An 18056-nucleotide genomic window follows, 5' to 3' on the forward strand; every position below is an offset into this window, starting at 1 on the left:
GTGCTCAACCCTCAGGCCGGCGGCGGGTTCACCGTGTACGAGGAGGCCCGCTCCCTGCTCGACTGGGGCTTCGCGGCGGCCGGGCGGGTCGACCCGGTCGGCTCGCTCGACGGGCTGCGGCCGCCCACCTCCCGTCCCGCGGCGTCCGCGACACCGGTGGCGGCGGCGGTGGCGCCGGACGACGACTCGGACTGGTCCGGCACCGCCGTCGTCGCGGGGCTGTCCGGACTGGGCGCGGGGGCCGTGGCGCTGGTGCTGCGGGCCAAGGGCAGCCGGGGCCGCGACTGACCCACCGGCAGGCCGAGCAGCAGGCCCAGCGAGATCCACGTGTAGAGGCTGCCGCCCAGGAACCCGTCGAGGCCGGAGGCGTCGTCGAACCACAGCCACACCACACTGCTGCACAGCACCGCGTACAGCACGGCCGCGGTCCGCGGGCGCCCGGCGCGGACCAGCACCGCGAAGGAGGGCAGCAGCCAGACCAGGTGGTGCACCCAGGTGACCGGGCTGACCAGGCAGGCCGCCGCACCGGTGAGCGCGAACGCCGCCGGCGTGTCGCCGGCCGCGGCCGCCCGCCGGCCGCGCCACGCCCAGACGCAGAGAGTCAGCAGCACCACGGTCGCCCACAGCGGGCGGCCGGTCTCGCCGAGGCGGGCCAGCACCCCCTGCAACGACTGGTTCGACACGTAGTCGAGCCGGCCCACCCGGCGGGTGTCCCAGAGCGCCTCGGTCCAGTAGAAGCGGGAGGCCGCCGGATCCGCCCAGGCGGCCAGCGCGGTCGCGGCGACGGCCACGGCCGTCGCGGTGCCGGCCGCCCGCCGGCGCCCGGCGAGCAGCAGCAGGCCGACGAAGAGGGCGGGAGTGAGCTTCACGGCGGCGGCGAGCCCGATCCCCGCGCCCGCCCAGCGGCCCCGGCCGCTCGCCAGCAGCCAGGAGTCGCCGAGGACCAGGGCGAGCAGCACCAGGTTCACCTGGCCGAAGCCGACGGTGTCCCGCAGCGGCTCGAACAGGGCGAGCAGGCACAGGCACAGCGCCCACCGGTACCAGCCGTGGCCGCGCCCGTGCGGCCAGGCCAGGACGCGCAGGGCCACCACGAGCGCGGCCAGGTTCACCAGCAGGGACGCGGCGATCGCCGCGGTCCTGCCGAGCAGGGCCAGCGGCAGCATGGCGACGGCGGCGAACGGCGGGTACGTGAAGCCGTACGCGGTGCCCGGGACCCGGTAGTCGTAGATCCGGCCGCCGTGGTGCACCCAGGTGTGCACGGTGCCGTAGTACACCCGCAGGTCGAAGAAGCCGCGCAGCAGCGGCACGGTGGCCGTGAACACGGTCACGGCCGCCCCGAGGAGCAGGACGAGCACCAGCCGGCCCCGCCGGGTGCGCGGCCCCGCTCTCCACCGGCCCGTCATGCCACGCGCCCCGGAACCGGGCCCCGGGCCGTCCGGTGGGCGTGGTGGGCCTGCCACAGGACGACGACGCCGAGTGCCCCGCCGGAGACCGCGAGCACCAGCTGTCCGGGGTCGGCCGGACCGCCGCCGGGCAGCACGGCGAGGGAGAGCACCGCCGCCAGGGCGGCCACCCGGTGCCGTACCGGGGTGCTGGGCGCGGCGGCGGCGATGAGGAACAGGCCCCACAACGCGTACCAGGGGCGGATCGCCGGGCCGAGGACGGCCACCGCGAGCAGGCTCAGGCCCAGCGCGTACACCGGCCGGGGCCTCAGCCGCAGCCAGATCAGCAGGACGGCGACGGCGGTCGCCGCGAGTCCCAGCAGATGCCAGGCCGGGACGGCCAACGGGGCCAGAGAGCTGCCGAGGTGTTCGAGCACAGCGCCGGTAGCGCGGCCGAGCAGGCTGGTCAGCGCCCAGTTGTGCGGGGAGACCGGGGTGTCCAGGGCGCCGATCCAGCCGTAGCCGGTGCCGGCGACGGCCGTGGCGGCGACCGTCGTCGCGGCGGAGGCCGCCGCCGTGGTGAGCACGGCCGGCAGCGGACGGCCTCCGGAACGGACCCGCAGGGCCACGACGGCCGGCAGGCCGAGCATGGCCGGTGCCTTGACCAGCGCGGCGAGGGTGACGAGGACGGCGCCGGCGACGGGTCCGCGGCCCCGCGCGGCGACCAGGCCGAGCCCGAGCAGGCCGAGCATCAGGGCGTCGTTGTGGGCGCCCGCGACCAGGTGCAGCAGCACCAGCGGGTTCAGGGCGCCGAGCCAGAGGGCCGCGGCCGGGTCGGCTCCGCTGTGCCGGGCGAGCCGGGGCAGCGCCACCGCCATGAGGGCCACGCCGAGCAGGGCCAGCAGGCGCATGCCGAGCAGACCTGCGGGCACCGCGCCGCCGGTCAGTCCGGACAGCGCCGAGGCGACGGCCAGGAAGGCGGGTCCGTACGGGGCGCCGGTGTGCCGCCACATCGGGGCGACCTCGCCGGCGAGCGGGCCGCCGAGCCACGCCGGGCCGTGGGCGTAGACGTCCAGGTGGGCGTCGACCATGGCGCCCTGCGCGAGATAGCTGTACACGTCCCGGCTGAACAGCGGCGGGGCCGGCAGCAGCGGGGCCGCCCACACGGCAAGGACGAGCAGCAGGGCGCGCGGGCTGGGCGGTTCGGGGCCGCGGACCAGCCGGCCGAGGAGCACCCAGGCGGCGATCAGCAGCACGACCCCGAAGTACACCCCGACCAGGCCGAGCGCCGCCTGGACGGAGGAGGGCGCCAGGAGGTCCCGGACGGGGAGGGCGCCGGCCGTCTCACCGCCGAGCGCGAGACAGGCGGTGCCGGCCAGGCCCGTCACCTGGCAGCGGCGGAGATCGACGGGGAACGCCAGGGCCGACACCGGGTCAGCGTGGCGGCGCCGGGTGGCCGGAAGGCGACGGCGGCCCTGCCGGACGGGGGCCGGGGCGTGACCGGCGCGTGGGGTGTTGCGGCGCCTCAGAACACCGACAGCCCGGTCAGGGTCGTGAAACGGTCCAGGGCCGCCACACCGGTCACCGAGTTGCCGCGTTCGTCCAGGCCCGGGCTCCACACGCACAGCGTGCACCGGCCCGGTACGACGGCGATGATCCCGCCGCCGACCCCGCTCTTGCCGGGCAGGCCGACGCGGTAGGCGAAGTCGCCGGCGGCGTCGTACGTGCCGCAGGTCAGCATGACCGCGTTGACCTGCTTGGCCTGGCTGCGGCTGAGCAGCCGGCTGCCGTCGGCGCGGATGCCGTGCCGGGCGAGGAAGCCGGTGGCGAGGGCCAGGTCGGCGCAGGAGGCGGCGATGGAGCACTGCCGGAAGTACTGGTCGAGCAGGACCGGCACCTCGTTGTCGATGTTGCCGTAGGACGCCATGAAGTGGGCGAGGGCGGCGTTGCGGTCACCGTGGGCGGTCTCGGAGGCGGCGACCTCCTCGTCGAAGCCGAGCTCGGGGTTGCCGCTCTCGGCGCGCAGGAAGGACAGCAGCTCGCCGGCCGCGTCCCCGGTGCGGGTGTGCAGACGGTCGGTGACGACGAGGGCGCCCGCGTTGATGAACGGGTTGCGCGGGATGCCGTTCTCGTACTCCAGCTGGACCAGGGAGTTGAACGGGTTGCCGGAGGGCTCGCGGCCCACGTGCTCCCAGAGTTCGTCGCCCTCGCGGGCCAGGTCCAGGGCGAGTGTGAAGACCTTGGTGATCGACTGCGTGGAGAACGGCTGCCGCCACTCCCCCACCCCGTACACCGTGCCGTCGAGTTCGGCGACGGCCATGCCGAAGCGGCGCGGGTCGCGGGCGGCGAGGGCCGGGATGTAGTCGGCGGACCGGCCGCGCCCGGGAGTGCGATCGATCTCCGCCATGATGCGATCGAGGACCGGCTGGAACTGCGAGGACATGATCGTCATCATGCCGCACCCCTGGCACCGGGGCGCTCCGGGGCCGTCGGCGGCCTGCTCCCCGGCGGTGCCGTACCCCGACGGGGGACCCCGGTGCGACGGCACCCGCGGGCCGGCCGGGCGGACCGGGCCGGGCGGCACGCGGGTGCCGCGGGGTCAGACCGCCGGCGGGGTTCCGCTGCCCGCGAGCACCTCCGGCCGCAGGAGTCCCGTGAGCTGTTCGGCGGGCAGCAGGCCCTTCTCCAGGACCAGTTCGGCCACGCCACGGCCCGTCGCGAGGGCCTCCTTGGCGATGTCGGTGGCGGCGGTGTAGCCGATGTGCGGGTTGAGCGCGGTGACCAGGCCGATGGAGTTCTCGACGGTGGCGCGCAGCCGCTCGGTGTTGGCGGTGATGCCGGACACACAGCGCTCGGCCAGCGTCAGGCAGGCCGTCCGCAGGTGCGTGACGGACTCCGACAGGGAGTGCAGGATGATCGGCTCGAACGCGTTGAGCTGGAGCTGCCCCGCCTCCGCGGCCATGGTGATGGCGACGTCGTTGCCGATCACCTCGAAGGCGACCTGGTTGACCACCTCGGGGATGACCGGGTTGACCTTGCCCGGCATGATCGACGAACCGGCCTGCACCGGCGGCAGGTTGATCTCTCCGAGACCCGCGCGCGGACCGGAGGACAGCAGCCGCAGGTCGTTGCAGCTCTTGGAGAGCTTGACCGCGATGCGCTTGAGGACGCCGGACATCTGGACGAAGGCGCCGCAGTCCTGCGTGGCCTCCACCAGGTTGGCCGCCGTCACCAGCGGCAGGCCGGTGATGGCGGACAGGTGACGGCGGGCCGCCTCGGCGTAGCCGGCGGGAGCGTTGAGGCCGGTGCCGATGGCCGTGGCACCGAGGTTGATCTCGTGGATCAGCTCGACGGCCTCGGCGAGACGGCTGCGGTCCTCCTCGATCATGACGGCGAACGCGGAGAACTCCTGACCGAGCGTCATCGGTACCGCGTCCTGCAACTGGGTACGGCCCATCTTGAGCACGTCACGGAACTCGACGGCCTTGCGCGCGAACGCGTCCTGGAGTACGGACATCGCCTTGAGCAGTCCGCGTACCGCGAAGACCGTCGCCACCTTGACGGCCGTCGGGTAGACGTCATTGGTGGACTGGCCGAGGTTGACGTCCTCGTTGGGGTGCAGATGCGCGTACTGCCCCTTGGCGTGGCCGAGCAGTTCCAGCGCGCGGTTCGCCACGACCTCGTTGGCGTTCATGTTCGTGGACGTGCCGGCTCCGCCCTGGATGACGTCCACGACGAACTGGTCGTGCAGCTTCCCGGCCCGGATCTCCCGGCAGGCGGCGACGATCGCGGCCGCCTTGCGGGGCTCCAGCAGCCCGAGTTCCTCGTTGGCGAGGGCGGCGGCCTCCTTCACCGCGGCCAGGGCGTCGATCAGGTGCGGGTAGGCGGAGATCGGCGTGCCGGTGATGGGGAAGTTCTCCGTGGCGCGCAGGGTGTGGACACCCCAGTAGGCGTCGGCGGGCACATCGCGGTCCCCGAGCAGATCGTGTTCGCTGCGGGTGGCGGCGGTCATGAGGGTACGGTCCTCTTCCTGGGGTACGGAGGTCAGAGCGCCCTGAAGGGGGCGCGGGGAACTGCGCGATCGGCCACCACGGACCCGCGGATCCACGACGGCCGATCAGCTCGGCTACGCGCAGGCGGTGAGCGGAACGGGGTCCAGCGCGGGCACGGCCCGCACGCGTCCCACCGGCTTTCCGCCCCCGAGCAGCGGCTCCCCCGCGAACTCGGTGAGCAGGGCGGGGTCGACGCCCGCGCGGGCGAGCGCCGCCGCGGCGACCGGGATCCGCGCCCGGTTCGCGCCGTCGGCGATCTTCACCGCCACGGCCCGGCCGTCCGGCAGCGCGGCGACCTGCACGCCCTCGAAGCCGTCCTTGGCCAGCAGCCCCGGCACGGCCCGCATCAGCGCGGCCACGTCACGTCCCGAGCCGGAGGCCATCTCGGCGTGCTCGCGCATCGCGTCGGCGACCCGGGCCTCGGGCGTGCCGGGCGCGGCGGAGGTGATCCGGGCGAGGGCGCGGGCGAGTCCGTGCAGGGAGACGGCGAACAGCGGCGCGCCACAGCCGTCGACGGTGACCCGGGCGACGCGCTGGCCGGTCAGCTCCTCGACGGTCGCGGCGACGGCCTGCTGGAGCGGGTGCTCCGGGGCGAGGTAGTCGTCCAGGGACCAGCCGTTGAGCTTCGCGGTCCACAGCATGGCGGCGTGCTTGCCGGAGCAGTTCTGGGCGAGCCGGGAGGGCGGCCGGCCCTCCCGGACCCAGGCGTCCCGGACGACCGGGTCGAACGGCATGTCGGGCACGTTGCGCAGGTCGTCCTCGCCGAGTCCGGCGAGTTCGAGGATGCGCCGGGTGCCGGCGAGGTGGCGTTCCTCGCCGGAGTGGCTCGCGGCGGCCAGCGACAGCAGTTCGCCGTCGAGCGGCAGCCCGGCCCGCAGCATGGCCACGGCCTGGACGGGCTTGAGCGCGGAGCGCGGGTAGAAGGCCGCCTCGATGTCACCGAGCTGGAGGCGCACCTGGCCGTCGGCGCCGAGGACGACGACGGAGCCGTAGTGGACGCCCTCGACGACCCCGCCGCGGACGAGGTGGGCGACGGGGGCGTGGAGGGGTTCGCGGACGACGGGGGCGTCGGTGGGGGAACTGCTGTGCATCACTGCCTGGATCTCGGGGTCGGGGCCGGCCGGTACGCGGGTCACGCGTCGGCGCCGGTGGAGGTGCGGGTCATACGGGCGCGGACGGCGTACCAGCCCGCGACCAGTGCGGCGACGATCAGCGGCAGACAGAGCACGGTGGTGCGTCCGGCGCCGCCGTCGGCGTACATGAGGACCAGGACGGTGGCGAGGAACGCCAGCGTCACGAGTTCGGTCCAGGGGGAGCCCGGCAGACGGTACGACGGCCGGGTCAGCTCGCCGTCGCGGGTCTTCCGCCAGAACAACAGGTGACAGAGCATGATCATGCCCCAGGTCGCGAGGATGCCGATCGCCGCGAAGTTGAGGACGATCTCGAACGCGTCGGAGGGGACGACGTAGTTCAGGCCCACGCCGAGGACGCAGATGCCGCTGGTGAGCAGGATCCCGCCGTACGGCACCTGGCTGCGGCTCATCCGCCCGGTGAACCGCGGGGCCGAGCCGCTCATCGCCATGGAGCGCAGGATGCGGCCGGTGGAGTACAGGCCGGAGTTCAGCGACGACATGGCGGCGGTCAGGACGACGAGGTTCATCACGCCGCCGGCCGCCGGGACGCCGATGTGGGACAGGACCGTGACGAAGGGGCTCTGCCCGGCGGAGTACTTGTTCCAGGGGAGCAGCATCGAGAGCAGGACGACCGAGCCGACGTAGAACAGGCCCACGCGCCACATGATCGAGTTGATCGCCTTGGGCATGATCTTCTCGGGGCTCTCGGTCTCGCCGGCGGCGACGCCGACCAGCTCGACGGAGGCGTAGGCGAAGACGACGCCCTGGATGATCAGCAGCATGGGCAGCAGGCCGTTGGGGAAGACGCCGCCGTTGTCGGTGATCAGGGACGGCCCGGGGTGCCGGCCGTCGACGGGGTGCTGGGTGACCAGCAGGAAGATGCCGATGCACATGAACACGACGAGCGCGCCGACCTTGACGATCGCGAACCAGAACTCCAGCTCGCCGAAGATCTTGACCGAGATCAGATTGACGGTCAACACGACCGCGAGGGCGATCAATGCGATCAACCACTGCGGGATGTCCGAGAACATGCCCCAGTAGTGGGTGTAGGTCGCGACCGCCGTGATGTCGGCGATACCGGTGGTCGCCCAGTTCAGGAAGTACATCCAGCCCGCGGTGTACGCGCCCTTCTCGCCCAGGAACTCACGGGCGTACGACACGAAGGCACCGGAGGACGGGCGGTACAGGACGAGTTCGCCCAGGGCCCGGACGACCAGGAAGGCGAAGACGCCGCAGACGGCGTACGCGATGAAGAGGGAGGGGCCGGCGTCGGCGAGCCGGCCGCCCGCGCCGAGGAAGAGGCCGGTGCCTATGGCACCGCCGATGGCGATCATGTTGACGTGCCGGTGCTTGAGACCTTTGCTGTAGCCGGCGTCTCCGGCGTCGACATGGCCGGACGAGGGGCGCGTCTCGTCTTCGAGGTGCTGCTCGCTCACGCCTCGGGTCCGCCTTCCGTAGGGGGGTCCGTCCGCTGGGGACGCACGATGTCGGTGAGGGTCGTCTCGACGCGGTCCAGGTGGTGGCTCATGGCCTCCACGGCGTCGTGCTCGGAACCGTCGGTCAGCGCCTCGACGATCGCCCGGTGCTCGCGGTTGGACTGCTCGCGGCGCCCGCCCAGCTCGTTGAGGAAGGCCGACTGGCGCGCCAGTGCGTCGCGGATCTCCTCGATGACCCGGCGGAAGACCGGGTTCTGCGCGGCCTCGGCCACGGCGAGGTGGAAGAGCGTGTCCATCGCGACCCAGGCGGTGGTGTCCGTCTCCCGCTCCATGCGGTCGAGCAGGTGGGCCAGGTGGTCCAGGTTCTCCGGGGTGCGGCGCACGGCCGCGTACCCGGCGACCGGGATCTCGATGTGACGGCGCACTTCGAGCAGGTCGCTGGCGGCGTAGTCGCCGAAGGTGGGGTCCTCCACCGTGTTCGCGACGACGAAGGTGCCCTTGCCGGTCCGGGACACGGTGAGGCCCATCGTCTGGAGCGCGCGCAGCGCCTCGCGCAGCACGGGCCGGGACACCTCCAGCGTGCGGCAGAGCTCGGCCTCGGAGGGGAGCTTGTCGCCGATGGCGTACCGGCCGCGCTCGATGGCGTCGCGGAGGTGGGCGAGCACCGCTTCCATGGCGCTGACGCGCCGCGGGGCCGCTCCACCTGTCTGGCTGTCTGACAGGTTCACGGGAGCGATCCTGCGGGGTGCGTGCCGGGGCTGTCAAGGCATCGCGTAAGGAGACATTCACGGGGCGCGGCGCCTGAATGCAGGCATCCGCACCCCGTGGGTGATCAGCGGCGTTCGCCCGGCCGCCGGGCTCAGCTGCTGAGCACGCCGGTGGCCAGCAGGCCGAGGAGACCGACGCCGATGACGATCCGGTAGATCACGAAGGCGTTGAAGGAGTGCTTGGCGACGAACTTCAGCAGCCAGGCGATGGAGGCGTAGGCGACCACGAACGAGACGATCGTGCCGACGGCCAGCGGAGCGGCGCCGACCCCCGCGCCGAGGGCGTCCTTCAGCTCGTACAGGCCCGCGCCGGTCAGGGCCGGGATGCCGAGGAAGAAGGAGAGCCGGGTGGCGGCGACGCGGTCCAGGTCCAGGATGAGCGCGGTGGACATGGTGGCGCCGGAGCGGGAGAAGCCGGGGAAGAGCAGGGCGAGGATCTGGGAGCAGCCGACCCACATGGCGTCCTTGAAGGACGTGTCGTCCTCCCCGCGCTTGTGCCGGCCCATCTGGTCGGCCGCCCACATCACGCCCGAGCCGACGATCAGCGACCCGGCGACCACCCACAGCGAGGCGAGCGGGCCGTCGATCAGCGGCTTCGCCGCCAGGCCCACCACCACGATCGGGATGGTCGCGGCGATGACCCACCAGGCGAACTTGTAGTCGTGGTGGTAGCGCTCCTCGCGGTGGGTCAGACCGCGGAACCAGGCGGTGACGATCCGCTTGATGTCCTTGAAGAAGTACACGAGCACGGCGGCGATGGCGCCGACCTGGATGACGGCGGAGAAGCCGACGACGGACTTGTCGTCGACGGGGATGTTCATGAGCCCCTCGGCGATCTTCAGGTGGCCGGTGGAGGACACGGGGAGGAACTCGGTCACCCCCTCGACTACTCCGAGGACGACGGCCTGACCGACGGAGATGGCGCTCATGGGATCCAGTTCTGAGGAGAGTTGGTCGACATTGCTGTAGACAGTACTTGCTGCGCCCGGCCGTACGGCAAGCGCCCGGGGCGCCGCGCGGCCCGGACCCCGGCGGAGGCCGCGGCGGGACCCGCCGGCTCGCTCGCCGCGACGTCCAGGGCAGCGTAGAGGTCCGGGCCGGGCCCGGTCGGCCGCGGCCTCTCGCGGGGGGGAGGGCCGGGCGACGAGGGCGCCCCGCCGGAAGACCGGGTCGTGGCAGGCCCGCAGTGCATGGCCGGAGCGGGGGCGCGAGGGTGCGCCGACGAGGGCTCCGGTGAGGACGAGCGGCCGGTTCACAACGACTTCTTACCTCTACTGTCCGTTTTGTCCAGCGTGTTGTCCGGTGCGCCGGCCGGGGCGGGCGGAGGCCGGGGGCTCCCGGGTGCGGAGCGGGCCGCCGCACCGGGCGCGCCGCCGACCGCCGCGACGGGCTCCCGCGACGCCACGAGACCGCCGCCGTGGCCTGGGCCCCACGCCGTGGATCCCGGTCTCCGGGAGGGTCATGCCGGTACGTCTCCTGTCCGGCCCCCGCCTCGACGGGCGGTCAAGGCCCGGATCAGCGTACCGGCGCCTCAGCGGGCGGCGGGCCGGGTGCAGACCGCCATACCGGACTCCCAGAGGCTGCCGAGCACCAGGTGGTCACCGACGGCGCACACGCTGGTGACCATGCGGAACCCGGAGCGCCGGCGGGTCAGGCGGTGCACGGTCCGGCCCCGGTCGTCGACGGCGACGACGCCGACGGTCCCGCTCGGGCGGTACGGCGCGTGGACGGCGGCCCGTGCGGCGGCGCGGCGGACGGCCGGCGGGGTGCGGTGCAACACGTCGAGCGGGGGGACACGGGGGCTGGCCAGGGCGACCCAGAGCGGACCGTCGGGACCCTCGCGCCAGAGGTTGTCCGGCATCCCCGGGAGCTCGGCGAAGGGTTCGGCGTGTCCGGCGCGGGGGCCGGTGAGCCGGCAGCGGGTGAGCCGGCAGGAACCGGTCTCGGCGATCACCAGGAAGGAGCCGTCGGCGCTGAGAGCGAGCCCGTTGGCGAACTGAAGCCCCTCCAGCAGGACTTCGGGTTCCCGGTCGCCGGGGGCGAGCCGGAGCAGACGGCCGGTGCCGGTGTGTTCGACGATGTCACCGATCCACCGGCGCAGCGGGTGGCGGCGGCTGGAGACGGTGAAGTACACGGTGCCGTCGGGCACGGCGACGGCGTTGCTGCAGAACCGGAGGCGCTCCCCCGCCACCGCGTCCGCGAGGACGCGGACGGTGCCGTCGTGCGGGCCGACGCGCAGCAGGCCGCGTTCGGCGTCGCACACCACGAGGTCGCCGTCCGGCAGGAGTTCGAGCCCGAGGGGACGGCCGCCGGTCTCGGCCAGCACCTCGGTGCGGGCCTCGCGCGGGTCGCCGGGGTGGTGGACGCGCAGGATGCGCCCGTCCTCCACGCCGGTCAGCACCCGCCCGTGCGGATCGGCGACGACGTCCTCCGGGCCACGGGCGCGCAGGGAGACGTAGTGGAGCGGTACGAGTGCCGTCGATAGGTCCATGTGCGGTCCCTTCCGTCCGTGCCCCTGTCGGCAGCCGCCCCGTGACCGTCCTCGTCACCAGCCCTTTTCGAACATCCGGGCCACCTCGGCGATGCGGACCTCGTCGCGCCGGTAGTGCGTGCGGCCGTGGATCCGGCGGGTGCGCAGGACGCCGAGGCGGGTGAGGAACTCGAGGTGGGCGAGTGCGGTCCGGCGGGGCACGCCCAGCTTGGCGGCGACGGCCCGCGCGGTGACGCCGGTCTCGGCGAGATCGCGGCGGCGCGGGGCCGGGAAGTGGGCCGGCGGGTCCTTGAGCCACTCCAGGATGGTCTGCCGCATCCGGCCCGAGGGAGTCCCCGTCATCCGTCCGCCCTCCCGTCCCCGGCCTCCTCGTACGCAGTCTTCCCACTGTGGCGCGGGCGACGCGGGCACGTCCGGGACTCGGCGGCCGTTGTCCGGTACCGAACGGCCGTACGACCGGGGAGGGTTCCCGCCGCCCCGGATGGCGAGGGCCCGGCCGCCGCGCGCGGCCGACGCGTTCACGGACGGCTCAGCGGTGGCCGAACCACGTCATGGAGGACAGCGCCTTGTCGTCGTAACCGAACAGGGCCTGGTTCTCCCAGCCGTTGCCGGAGCCGGCGTCCGCGGGGTCCCAGCCGTTTCCGGTGACGGCGGTCCAGGTCGCCTCCCAGCAGAAGACGCCCAGACCACGGCCGTTGGGAACGGCCTCCACGATGCTCGCCACGTCGTTCATCCACTTGGTCTGGCCGGCCACGGTCGCCGGGTAGCCGGGGACCAGTTCGCCGGTGCTGTCGATCTGGTTGGTGAGCGCGTCGTCGCTGTCCAGCCGGAAGGGGGAGGCCGTCTCGGCGACGAACACCGGCTTGCCGTAGCGGGAGGCCGCGTCGTCCAGCGTGCTCTGGAAGTCCGACAGCGGGCCGTGCCAGTGGCCGTAGTACGACAGGCCGGTCGCGTCGAACCTGACGCCGTTCGCTACCGCGTTGTCGAACCACCACTCGGTGCCGGCCTTGTCCCCGCCCTTGGCCAGGTGCAGCGCGACCATGGTGGACGGGTCGACCGCCTTGACGGCGTCATAACCGGAGTTGATCAACCCGGCGAGCCGGCTCCAGTTGTCCGTGCCTCGTAGAGGAGTCGGCGCGCTCGCGCGTGTCCTGGTCCTCGCTGGGGCGCCTGGCCAGGTTCTGCGCCCACCAGGACTGCCAGTCCCACAGCTTGGCCGCGTCGGCCTCGGTGCGACTCCCCCGGATCTCTCCCAACGCGCGGATGGAGGCGCCCAGTTGAGTTCGACCACCTCACGCCGGACGCGGGTGTCGGTGTCGCGCCCCAGGAGCAACGCGCACAGGGCGAGCGGCACCGTGCGGCTGCCGACGCGGGCGAGCCGCGCGGGGCACGGGTGGTTGTGCTGGACAGTGGCCTCATGTCGGCAGTCCCGGGTGCGTGCGGCTCCCCGGCACGAGTACGGCTACTCCGGTACGGCTCCCGGGTCGCCGTACGGCGTCCCGGCGGGGACCGCCCGAAGCGGTCAGGATCGGAGAAGCCGCGGCGGGCGCTCCGGTCCTAACGTGGGAGCACCGGCGGGGAACCGCCGGGTCCCGCATCGCGAAGGAGTGACCACCATGACCGCCGGCCTGCAGACGATCATCTACCCCGTGAAGGACCTGGACCGCGCCAAGGCCGTGTTCGGCGCGCTGCTCGGTGTCGAGCCGTACGCGGACGAGCCGTACTACGTCGGCTACAAGGCCGCCGGCCAGGACGTCGGCCTGGACCCGAACGGGCACGCCAAGGGCATGACCGGGCCGGTGCCGTACTGGCACGTGACGGATCTGCGGGAGCGGCTCGCGGCGCTGCTGGCGGCGGGCGCCGAACTGCTCCAGGACGCGCAGGACGTCGGCGGCGGCCGGCTGATCGCCTTCGTGAAGGACCCCGACGGCAACCTCGTGGGGCTGCTCCAGGACCCGGCGGCCTGACATCGCCGCGGCCCTCCGCTCCGAGCACTAGTTGCACACTCAACGATTGGCCGGATCGGTGCTACCGTGCGGGTATGGCAGGCACGACGGCCGAGACACGGCTCGAAGAACGCTGGCGGGACATCCTCGCGGTGCACGCGCGCACGATGTGCGAGATCGACCGCGCCCTGCATCCGCACGGTCTGGGCGCCAGCGACTTCGAGGTGCTGGACATCCTGGCGGCGCAGTCGCCCCGGGAGGGTGACCAGTGCCGGGTGCAGAACCTGGTCGGCCGGGTGCACCTCAGCCAGAGCGCGCTGTCCCGGCTCATCGGCCGGCTGGAGAAGGACGGCCTGGTGGAGCGCTCGGTGTGCGCGGAGGACCGGCGCGGGGTGTGGGTGGCGCTCACCCCGAAGGGCCGGGCGCTGCACGCCGAGGTGCTGCCGGTGCAGCGGACGGTGCTGCGGCGGATGCTGGCCGGGCAGGAAGGCCGGCCGCGCGTGGCCCACTCCGGGGAACCGGCCGTCTAGGACCTCTCATGCGGATCATGCCGGGCCGCGGGCCCTGGCACCGCGCCCTGATCCGGCCTGATCCGAACGAAAGTCCCTAGAGCACCAGCTCCGCCCCGTCCGGCAGGATCTCGGCACCGTACTCGGCCACGCGCGCGCGTGCGGGTGAGGCCGGGTCGAGGAGCGGGTTGGTGTTGTTGAGGTGGGTGTAGATCCGGCGCGCGCCGGGATGCCGGGCCAGGGCGGCCAGGGAGCCTCGCGGGCCGGTGACCGGCAGGTGGCCCATGGCGGCCTGACCGGCGCCGGAGCGCACCGCGGTGCCCATCTCGTCGGCCGCGAAGAAGGTGCCGTCCAGCAGTACGCAGTCGGCCTCGGCGCACAGCCCGTCCAGGACGGGACTCCAGGCGCCGACGCAGGGCGCGTACACCAGAACTCCCCCGGTGGCCAGGTCCTCGACGCGGTACGCCGTCACCCAGGGCCCCGGTGTCGTGGACGTCCGGTCCGGTACGAACTTCGGGACCTTCACCCCGGTCTGGTGGGCGGTCACCACCAGTCCCCCGGCCAGCACGAAGCCGCCGGCGGCCAGGCTGTCGGCCCACTCCCAGGGGGCGTAGCGGTCCAGCGCTGCGCGGGCGGGGGCGAGGGCGGCGCGGACCGGGGGCGCGGCGTAGATCTTCAGGTCCGGCGCCCCGCGCAGCTCGGCCAGGCCGGTCACATGGTCGGCCTCGGCGTCGGTGAGCAGCACTCCGCGCAAGGGGGTGTCGCGTGGCCCGGGGCCCGGCCACAGGGCTCGGGTGGCGGCGAGCTGCGTCCGCAGGTCGGGGGACGCGTTCAGCAGCCACCAGTCGCGGCCGTTGCCGGTGACGGCGGCGCACTCCTGTGTGCGGGAGGGCAGACGGCCGTCCCGGGCTGCGGCGCAGAGCGCGCAGGCGCAGTTCCACTGCGGGAAGCCGCCCCCGGCGGCAGTGCCCAGCAGGACGACCTTCACGACCATCGGCTCCTTCGCGCTCGCCCGACTCGTCTCCCGTTGGGATCTTCCCGCGGGAAGGCCGGTGACCACCGGCGCCGGGGAGCACTTCCGGCCGTCCTGGACCCGGACGCCCGGGTACGCGCGCCCGGGGCGCCCGGTGCGTCGACGTGAGCCGGGCTTCCGCGCCCCTCAGAAGCGCCGGATCACCGGACCAGCAGGGTGCGCACTCCTTGTGAGGTGAGGGTCAGCCCGTGCGCGGAACTGCCGTCGATGGCCAGGGAGAGGTCCCCTTCGGGCCACTGGGCGGCGAGCGCGCCGAGCGGGATCAGCCGGTAGCGCGAGACGAACGGCAGCAGCTCGGCCATCTCGCCCTCCGTGGTGAACACCGGGACGACCGGGTCGCCCCCGGGCTGTTCCAGGACGGGCAGCGCCACCGTCGAGGCGTCGGCGCCCTCTCCGTCCACCGCGTCGTCCGGTACGGGGACGAGCACGTCGCTGTGGGCGAGGGTGTCCAGGGCGGCCTGGTCCTCGGCGTTCTCGGCCAGCGCGTCCAGTGCCTGCTGGGCCGGCGTCGGCTGGGTGTCGTGTGCGGGTGTCTCCATGGCTGGTCCCCAGGTAGCGGCGGTCGTACGGGCCGTCCGGGCGGACTGCCGCCCGGTCGGGCTCCCGCCTCGCGTACCCGGTGGGGTCCCCGCCATGCGTGGGGATCGGCGGGAGGTCCGGTGACGGGGCGGTGGAGCGGGCGACGGGCGCGGAACGGCCAGGTGAGCGCCGCAGAGCCCGTACGAAGGGGCTCCTGACCGATGCGGAGGAGCGCCCGCCCGGGTGCTCGCGGAGCAGCCGTTCACCTGCCGGTGTCCGGGCGGGACGCCGGTCACGGCCCGGCCTCCGCGGGCAGGTGCCGGTACGGCGCCGTGGCCGCAGGGCCTTGCCGCAGGCGTCGTCGTCCACGCCGGCGCGGACGTCCGCCACGGCCAGCGTCCGCGGCGGCGAGGGCGGGTGAGAGCACGCGGCAGTCGGCACTGACGCCGGTCACGGCCGTCCGGGCCGGTCCGGACGGCGAGATCGCGGGCGTCCGCCTGCCGAAGGGGGTGGCGTCCACGAGGTGGTCCGCGAGTCGGCGAAGACGCGCCGCGTGTCACTGACGGCGAGACGGCCGGGACGTTGGCGGGCGGCCAGGGCGCCGGGGTGTGCCGCGCTCACGTGTTCAGCACCCCTTCGTCGAGCGCCGGGCTCGGTTCCCGGGCCTCCTGGGAGCGGATCCGGGCCCGGCCCAGGAGCAGTGTGCCGAGGAAGGCGACGGCCAGGGCTGCGAGGACGCCCAGGTTGGCGTAGGCCCAGGCGCCGGTCCTGCCACCGAGACCGAACGGCTCCAGCAGGTAGCCCTGCCAGGTCAGCCAGTCCGCGGCGCTGTTGGTGACCAGGCCCCAGCCGACGGCCGTGGCGGCGAGGGTGAGGACCAGCGGGCGGAGGGGGGCGTCGCCGTAGCGGCCGTGCGGGCGGAACAGGTCGCCGTCGTCGTAGTCGCGGCGGCGCAGGGCCAGGTCGGCGAGCATGATGCCGGCCCAGGCCGCGATGGGCACGCCGAGGGTGGTGAGGATTCCTTTGAACTGGCCGAGGAAGGTGCCGGCGAAGAACACGATGTAGATCGCGCCGGCGATCATCAGCACACCGTCGAAGAGCGCGGCCAGATAGCGGGGCACCCGCAGGCCGGCGGAGAGCAGGGCCAGGCCGGAGGAGTAGATGTCGAGGACGGCGCCGCCGACCAGGCCGAGGACCGCGACCACGGCGAACGGCACCAGGAACCAGGTCGGCAGGAGCGTCGCCAGCGCCCCGATCGGGTCGGCCGCGATGGCCTTGCTCAGCTCCGCGGAGGAACCGGCCAGCAGCAGGCCGAAGACCAGCAGGACGAGCGGGGCCAGGGAGCCTCCGAAGGCGGTCCAGCCGATCACGCCCCGGCTGGAGGAGTCGCGGGGCAGATAGCGGGAGTAGTCGGCGGCTGCGTTGACCCAGCCGAGACCGAAGCCGGTCATCATGAACACCAGCGCGCCGATGAACTGCTGCGCCGAGCCCGCCGGGATGGCGCCGACGGTGCTCCAGTGGATGTGGTCGGCGACCAGGATGACGTAGACGACCGTGAGCACGCCGGTGATTACGGTGATCCAGGTCTGCAGCCGCATGATCAGGTCGAAGCCCATGACGCCGCCGACCACGGTCAGCGCGGCCACCACCATGAGGGCGACCGCCTTGGTCTCGGTGCCGCCGCCCCAGCCCAGGCTGTCGAAGACGGTCGCGGTCGCCAGCGTGGCGAGCGCGGTGAGGACGGTTTCCCAGCCGACGGTCAGCGTCCAGGAGATGACCGACGGCAGCCGGTTGCCGCGCACGCCGTAGGCGGCCCGGCTGAGCACCATGGTGGGGGCCGAGCCGCGTTTCCCGGCGACCGCGATGAAGCCGCAGAGCAGGAACGAGACGGCGATGCCGAGCACGCCGGAGACGAGGGCCTGCCAGAAGGAGATGCCGAAGCCGAACGCGAACGCTCCGTAGCTGAGTCCCAGGACGGACACGTTGGCCCCGAACCAGGGCCAGAACAGGGAGCGCGGGACGCCCCGGCGCTCCGAGTCCGCGATCACGTCGAGCCCGTGCGTCTCCACCTGGAGGGGACGGCTGGTGGCTCGGCCGTCCAGGGGGCCGTCGGCTCCTGCGTCCAGGGGGCCGGTGGCTCCGCCGTCGAGAGGGTCGTGCGGATGCGTCATCGCCGAGCCACCTGCCCTGCCTGTCCGGACGTTTTCGATCACGCTAGGTGTGCCCTCGGGGGCGTCGGGGCAAGCCAGGTTCGACCGGTCAGCGGTCGAACTCCTCCTGGATCGGGGTCTTCGGCTCCTCCCGCAAGTGCTGGGAGAGTCCCGGCTTGCCGCCCTGCCGTGCCTGTTCCGCCCGCTGGGTGGCGTTGATGCCGAGGTCCGAGTCCGGGTCCACCCGGACCGACCTCGCCACGTCCGCGCGGTTGGTGTACTCCTCGGCGGGGATGCCGCGCAGGGCCTTGACGACCTCCTCGGAGGCTCCCGCCTGCCGCGCGGCCGAGACCAGCCGTTCCTTGTCGGCCGGGTAGGTCACGTCCTTCAGCGCGTCCAGCACCTCGGGAACACTGGTGTGTGCCATGCTCATGACGCCTCCCTACGCGTCGTCGCTCTCATCCGTGACCCCGTCCCTCTCCTCGTCCTCGGGGTCCGCTCCTTCCGCCTGTGACGGAGTGGTGCGGGGCGGCTGTCCGGCCTCGGGGGCGCCCGGCTCCGGTTCACCCTCGGCCTGGGAAGGGGTGTTCTCGCTCATCGGATGTCCTTGGTCCTCTCACGCGTGCGGGCCATTC

17 protein-coding genes and 2 pseudogenes are annotated in these 18056 nt (G+C 73.5%); 2 read left to right on the forward strand and 17 right to left on the reverse strand.

Going from position 1 to position 18056, the window contains the following annotated elements:
* Positions 1-11: 11 nt before the first annotated feature.
* From AB0946_RS34855 to AB0946_RS34910, 12 genes and pseudogenes are all read right to left on the reverse strand, one after another.
* Positions 12-1403: a glycosyltransferase family 87 protein gene (locus AB0946_RS34855; RefSeq protein ID WP_366764702.1), complete on the reverse strand. Its 1392-nt coding sequence runs from the start codon at positions 1401-1403 to the stop codon at positions 12-14.
* Positions 1400-2803, reverse strand: a complete 1404-nt coding sequence (gene mptB / locus AB0946_RS34860) for a polyprenol phosphomannose-dependent alpha 1,6 mannosyltransferase MptB (RefSeq protein ID WP_366764759.1) — start codon at positions 2801-2803, stop codon at positions 1400-1402. The genes AB0946_RS34855 and mptB overlap by 4 nt, the downstream gene beginning before the upstream one ends.
* A 104-nt stretch (positions 2804-2907) precedes the next feature.
* Positions 2908-3834 (reverse strand): glutaminase, encoded by a 927-nt coding sequence (locus AB0946_RS34865; RefSeq protein ID WP_366764760.1) that lies wholly within the window; start codon positions 3832-3834, stop codon positions 2908-2910.
* Positions 3835-3981: 147 nt separating this feature from the next.
* Positions 3982-5394, reverse strand: coding sequence for an aspartate ammonia-lyase (aspA, locus tag AB0946_RS34870; protein WP_366764703.1), 1413 nt, complete (start codon positions 5392-5394; stop codon positions 3982-3984).
* A 114-nt stretch (positions 5395-5508) separates the two neighbouring features.
* Positions 5509-6525: an asparaginase gene (locus AB0946_RS34875; protein ID WP_366764761.1), complete on the reverse strand. Its 1017-nt coding sequence runs from the start codon at positions 6523-6525 to the stop codon at positions 5509-5511.
* Between the two features lie 41 nt (positions 6526-6566).
* A complete protein-coding gene (locus tag AB0946_RS34880; RefSeq protein WP_366764704.1) occupies positions 6567-8006 on the reverse strand; it encodes an amino acid permease in 1440 nt (479 codons plus the stop codon).
* The gene (locus AB0946_RS34885) at positions 8003-8734 is read right to left on the reverse strand and encodes a FadR/GntR family transcriptional regulator (RefSeq protein ID WP_366764705.1); all 732 of its coding nucleotides are present in this window, start codon (positions 8732-8734) and stop codon (positions 8003-8005) included. The genes AB0946_RS34880 and AB0946_RS34885 overlap by 4 nt, the downstream gene beginning before the upstream one ends.
* Positions 8735-8865: 131 nt before the next feature.
* Positions 8866-9702 (reverse strand): undecaprenyl-diphosphate phosphatase, encoded by an 837-nt coding sequence (locus tag AB0946_RS34890; protein ID WP_366764706.1) that lies wholly within the window; start codon positions 9700-9702, stop codon positions 8866-8868.
* Positions 9703-10304: 602 nt separating this feature from the next.
* Complete coding sequence (locus AB0946_RS34895) at positions 10305-11264, reverse strand: SMP-30/gluconolactonase/LRE family protein (protein WP_366764707.1); 960 nt, start codon at positions 11262-11264, stop codon at positions 10305-10307.
* A 54-nt stretch (positions 11265-11318) separates the two neighbouring features.
* A complete protein-coding gene (locus AB0946_RS34900) occupies positions 11319-11606 on the reverse strand; it encodes a helix-turn-helix domain-containing protein (protein WP_366764708.1) in 288 nt (95 codons plus the stop codon).
* A gap of 187 nt (positions 11607-11793) precedes the next feature.
* Positions 11794-12381 (reverse strand): annotated as a pseudogene (locus AB0946_RS34905) (glycosyl hydrolase 53 family protein); the annotation flags it as partial.
* Positions 12382-12391: 10 nt separating this feature from the next.
* Positions 12392-12579: pseudogene (locus AB0946_RS34910) on the reverse strand (hypothetical protein); the annotation flags it as partial.
* Between the two features lie 301 nt (positions 12580-12880).
* Here AB0946_RS34910 and AB0946_RS34915 point away from each other — a divergent pair.
* Both AB0946_RS34915 and AB0946_RS34920 read left to right on the forward strand, forming a co-directional pair.
* Complete coding sequence (locus AB0946_RS34915; protein ID WP_366752873.1) at positions 12881-13231, forward strand: VOC family protein; 351 nt, start codon at positions 12881-12883, stop codon at positions 13229-13231.
* A 74-nt stretch (positions 13232-13305) separates the two neighbouring features.
* On the forward strand, positions 13306-13740 hold the full coding sequence (locus AB0946_RS34920) for a MarR family transcriptional regulator (RefSeq protein ID WP_366764709.1): 435 nt from the start codon (positions 13306-13308) through the stop codon (positions 13738-13740).
* Positions 13741-13816: 76 nt separating this feature from the next.
* Here AB0946_RS34920 and pqqB read toward each other — a convergent pair whose 3' ends face one another.
* The 5 genes from pqqB to AB0946_RS34945 form a co-directional block, all read right to left on the reverse strand.
* Entirely contained in the window at positions 13817-14713 is an 897-nt protein-coding gene (gene pqqB / locus AB0946_RS34925) for a pyrroloquinoline quinone biosynthesis protein PqqB (protein WP_366764710.1), read from the reverse strand.
* A 179-nt stretch (positions 14714-14892) separates the two neighbouring features.
* On the reverse strand, positions 14893-15291 hold the full coding sequence (locus AB0946_RS34930; RefSeq protein ID WP_366764711.1) for an SseB family protein: 399 nt from the start codon (positions 15289-15291) through the stop codon (positions 14893-14895).
* A gap of 597 nt (positions 15292-15888) precedes the next feature.
* Positions 15889-17442, reverse strand: a complete 1554-nt coding sequence (locus AB0946_RS34935; RefSeq protein WP_366764713.1) for a cytosine permease — start codon at positions 17440-17442, stop codon at positions 15889-15891.
* A gap of 88 nt (positions 17443-17530) precedes the next feature.
* Positions 17531-17854, reverse strand: coding sequence for a DUF2795 domain-containing protein (locus AB0946_RS34940; protein ID WP_366764714.1), 324 nt, complete (start codon positions 17852-17854; stop codon positions 17531-17533).
* A gap of 9 nt (positions 17855-17863) precedes the next feature.
* On the reverse strand, positions 17864-18019 hold the full coding sequence (locus AB0946_RS34945) for a hypothetical protein (RefSeq protein ID WP_366764715.1): 156 nt from the start codon (positions 18017-18019) through the stop codon (positions 17864-17866).
* Positions 18020-18056 lie beyond the last annotated feature (37 nt).

It is taken from the genome of Streptomyces sp. NPDC046870 (genome assembly GCF_040704595.1).
In the GTDB taxonomy this organism is placed as follows: Bacteria; Actinomycetota; Actinomycetes; order Streptomycetales; family Streptomycetaceae; genus Streptomyces; species Streptomyces argyrophylli.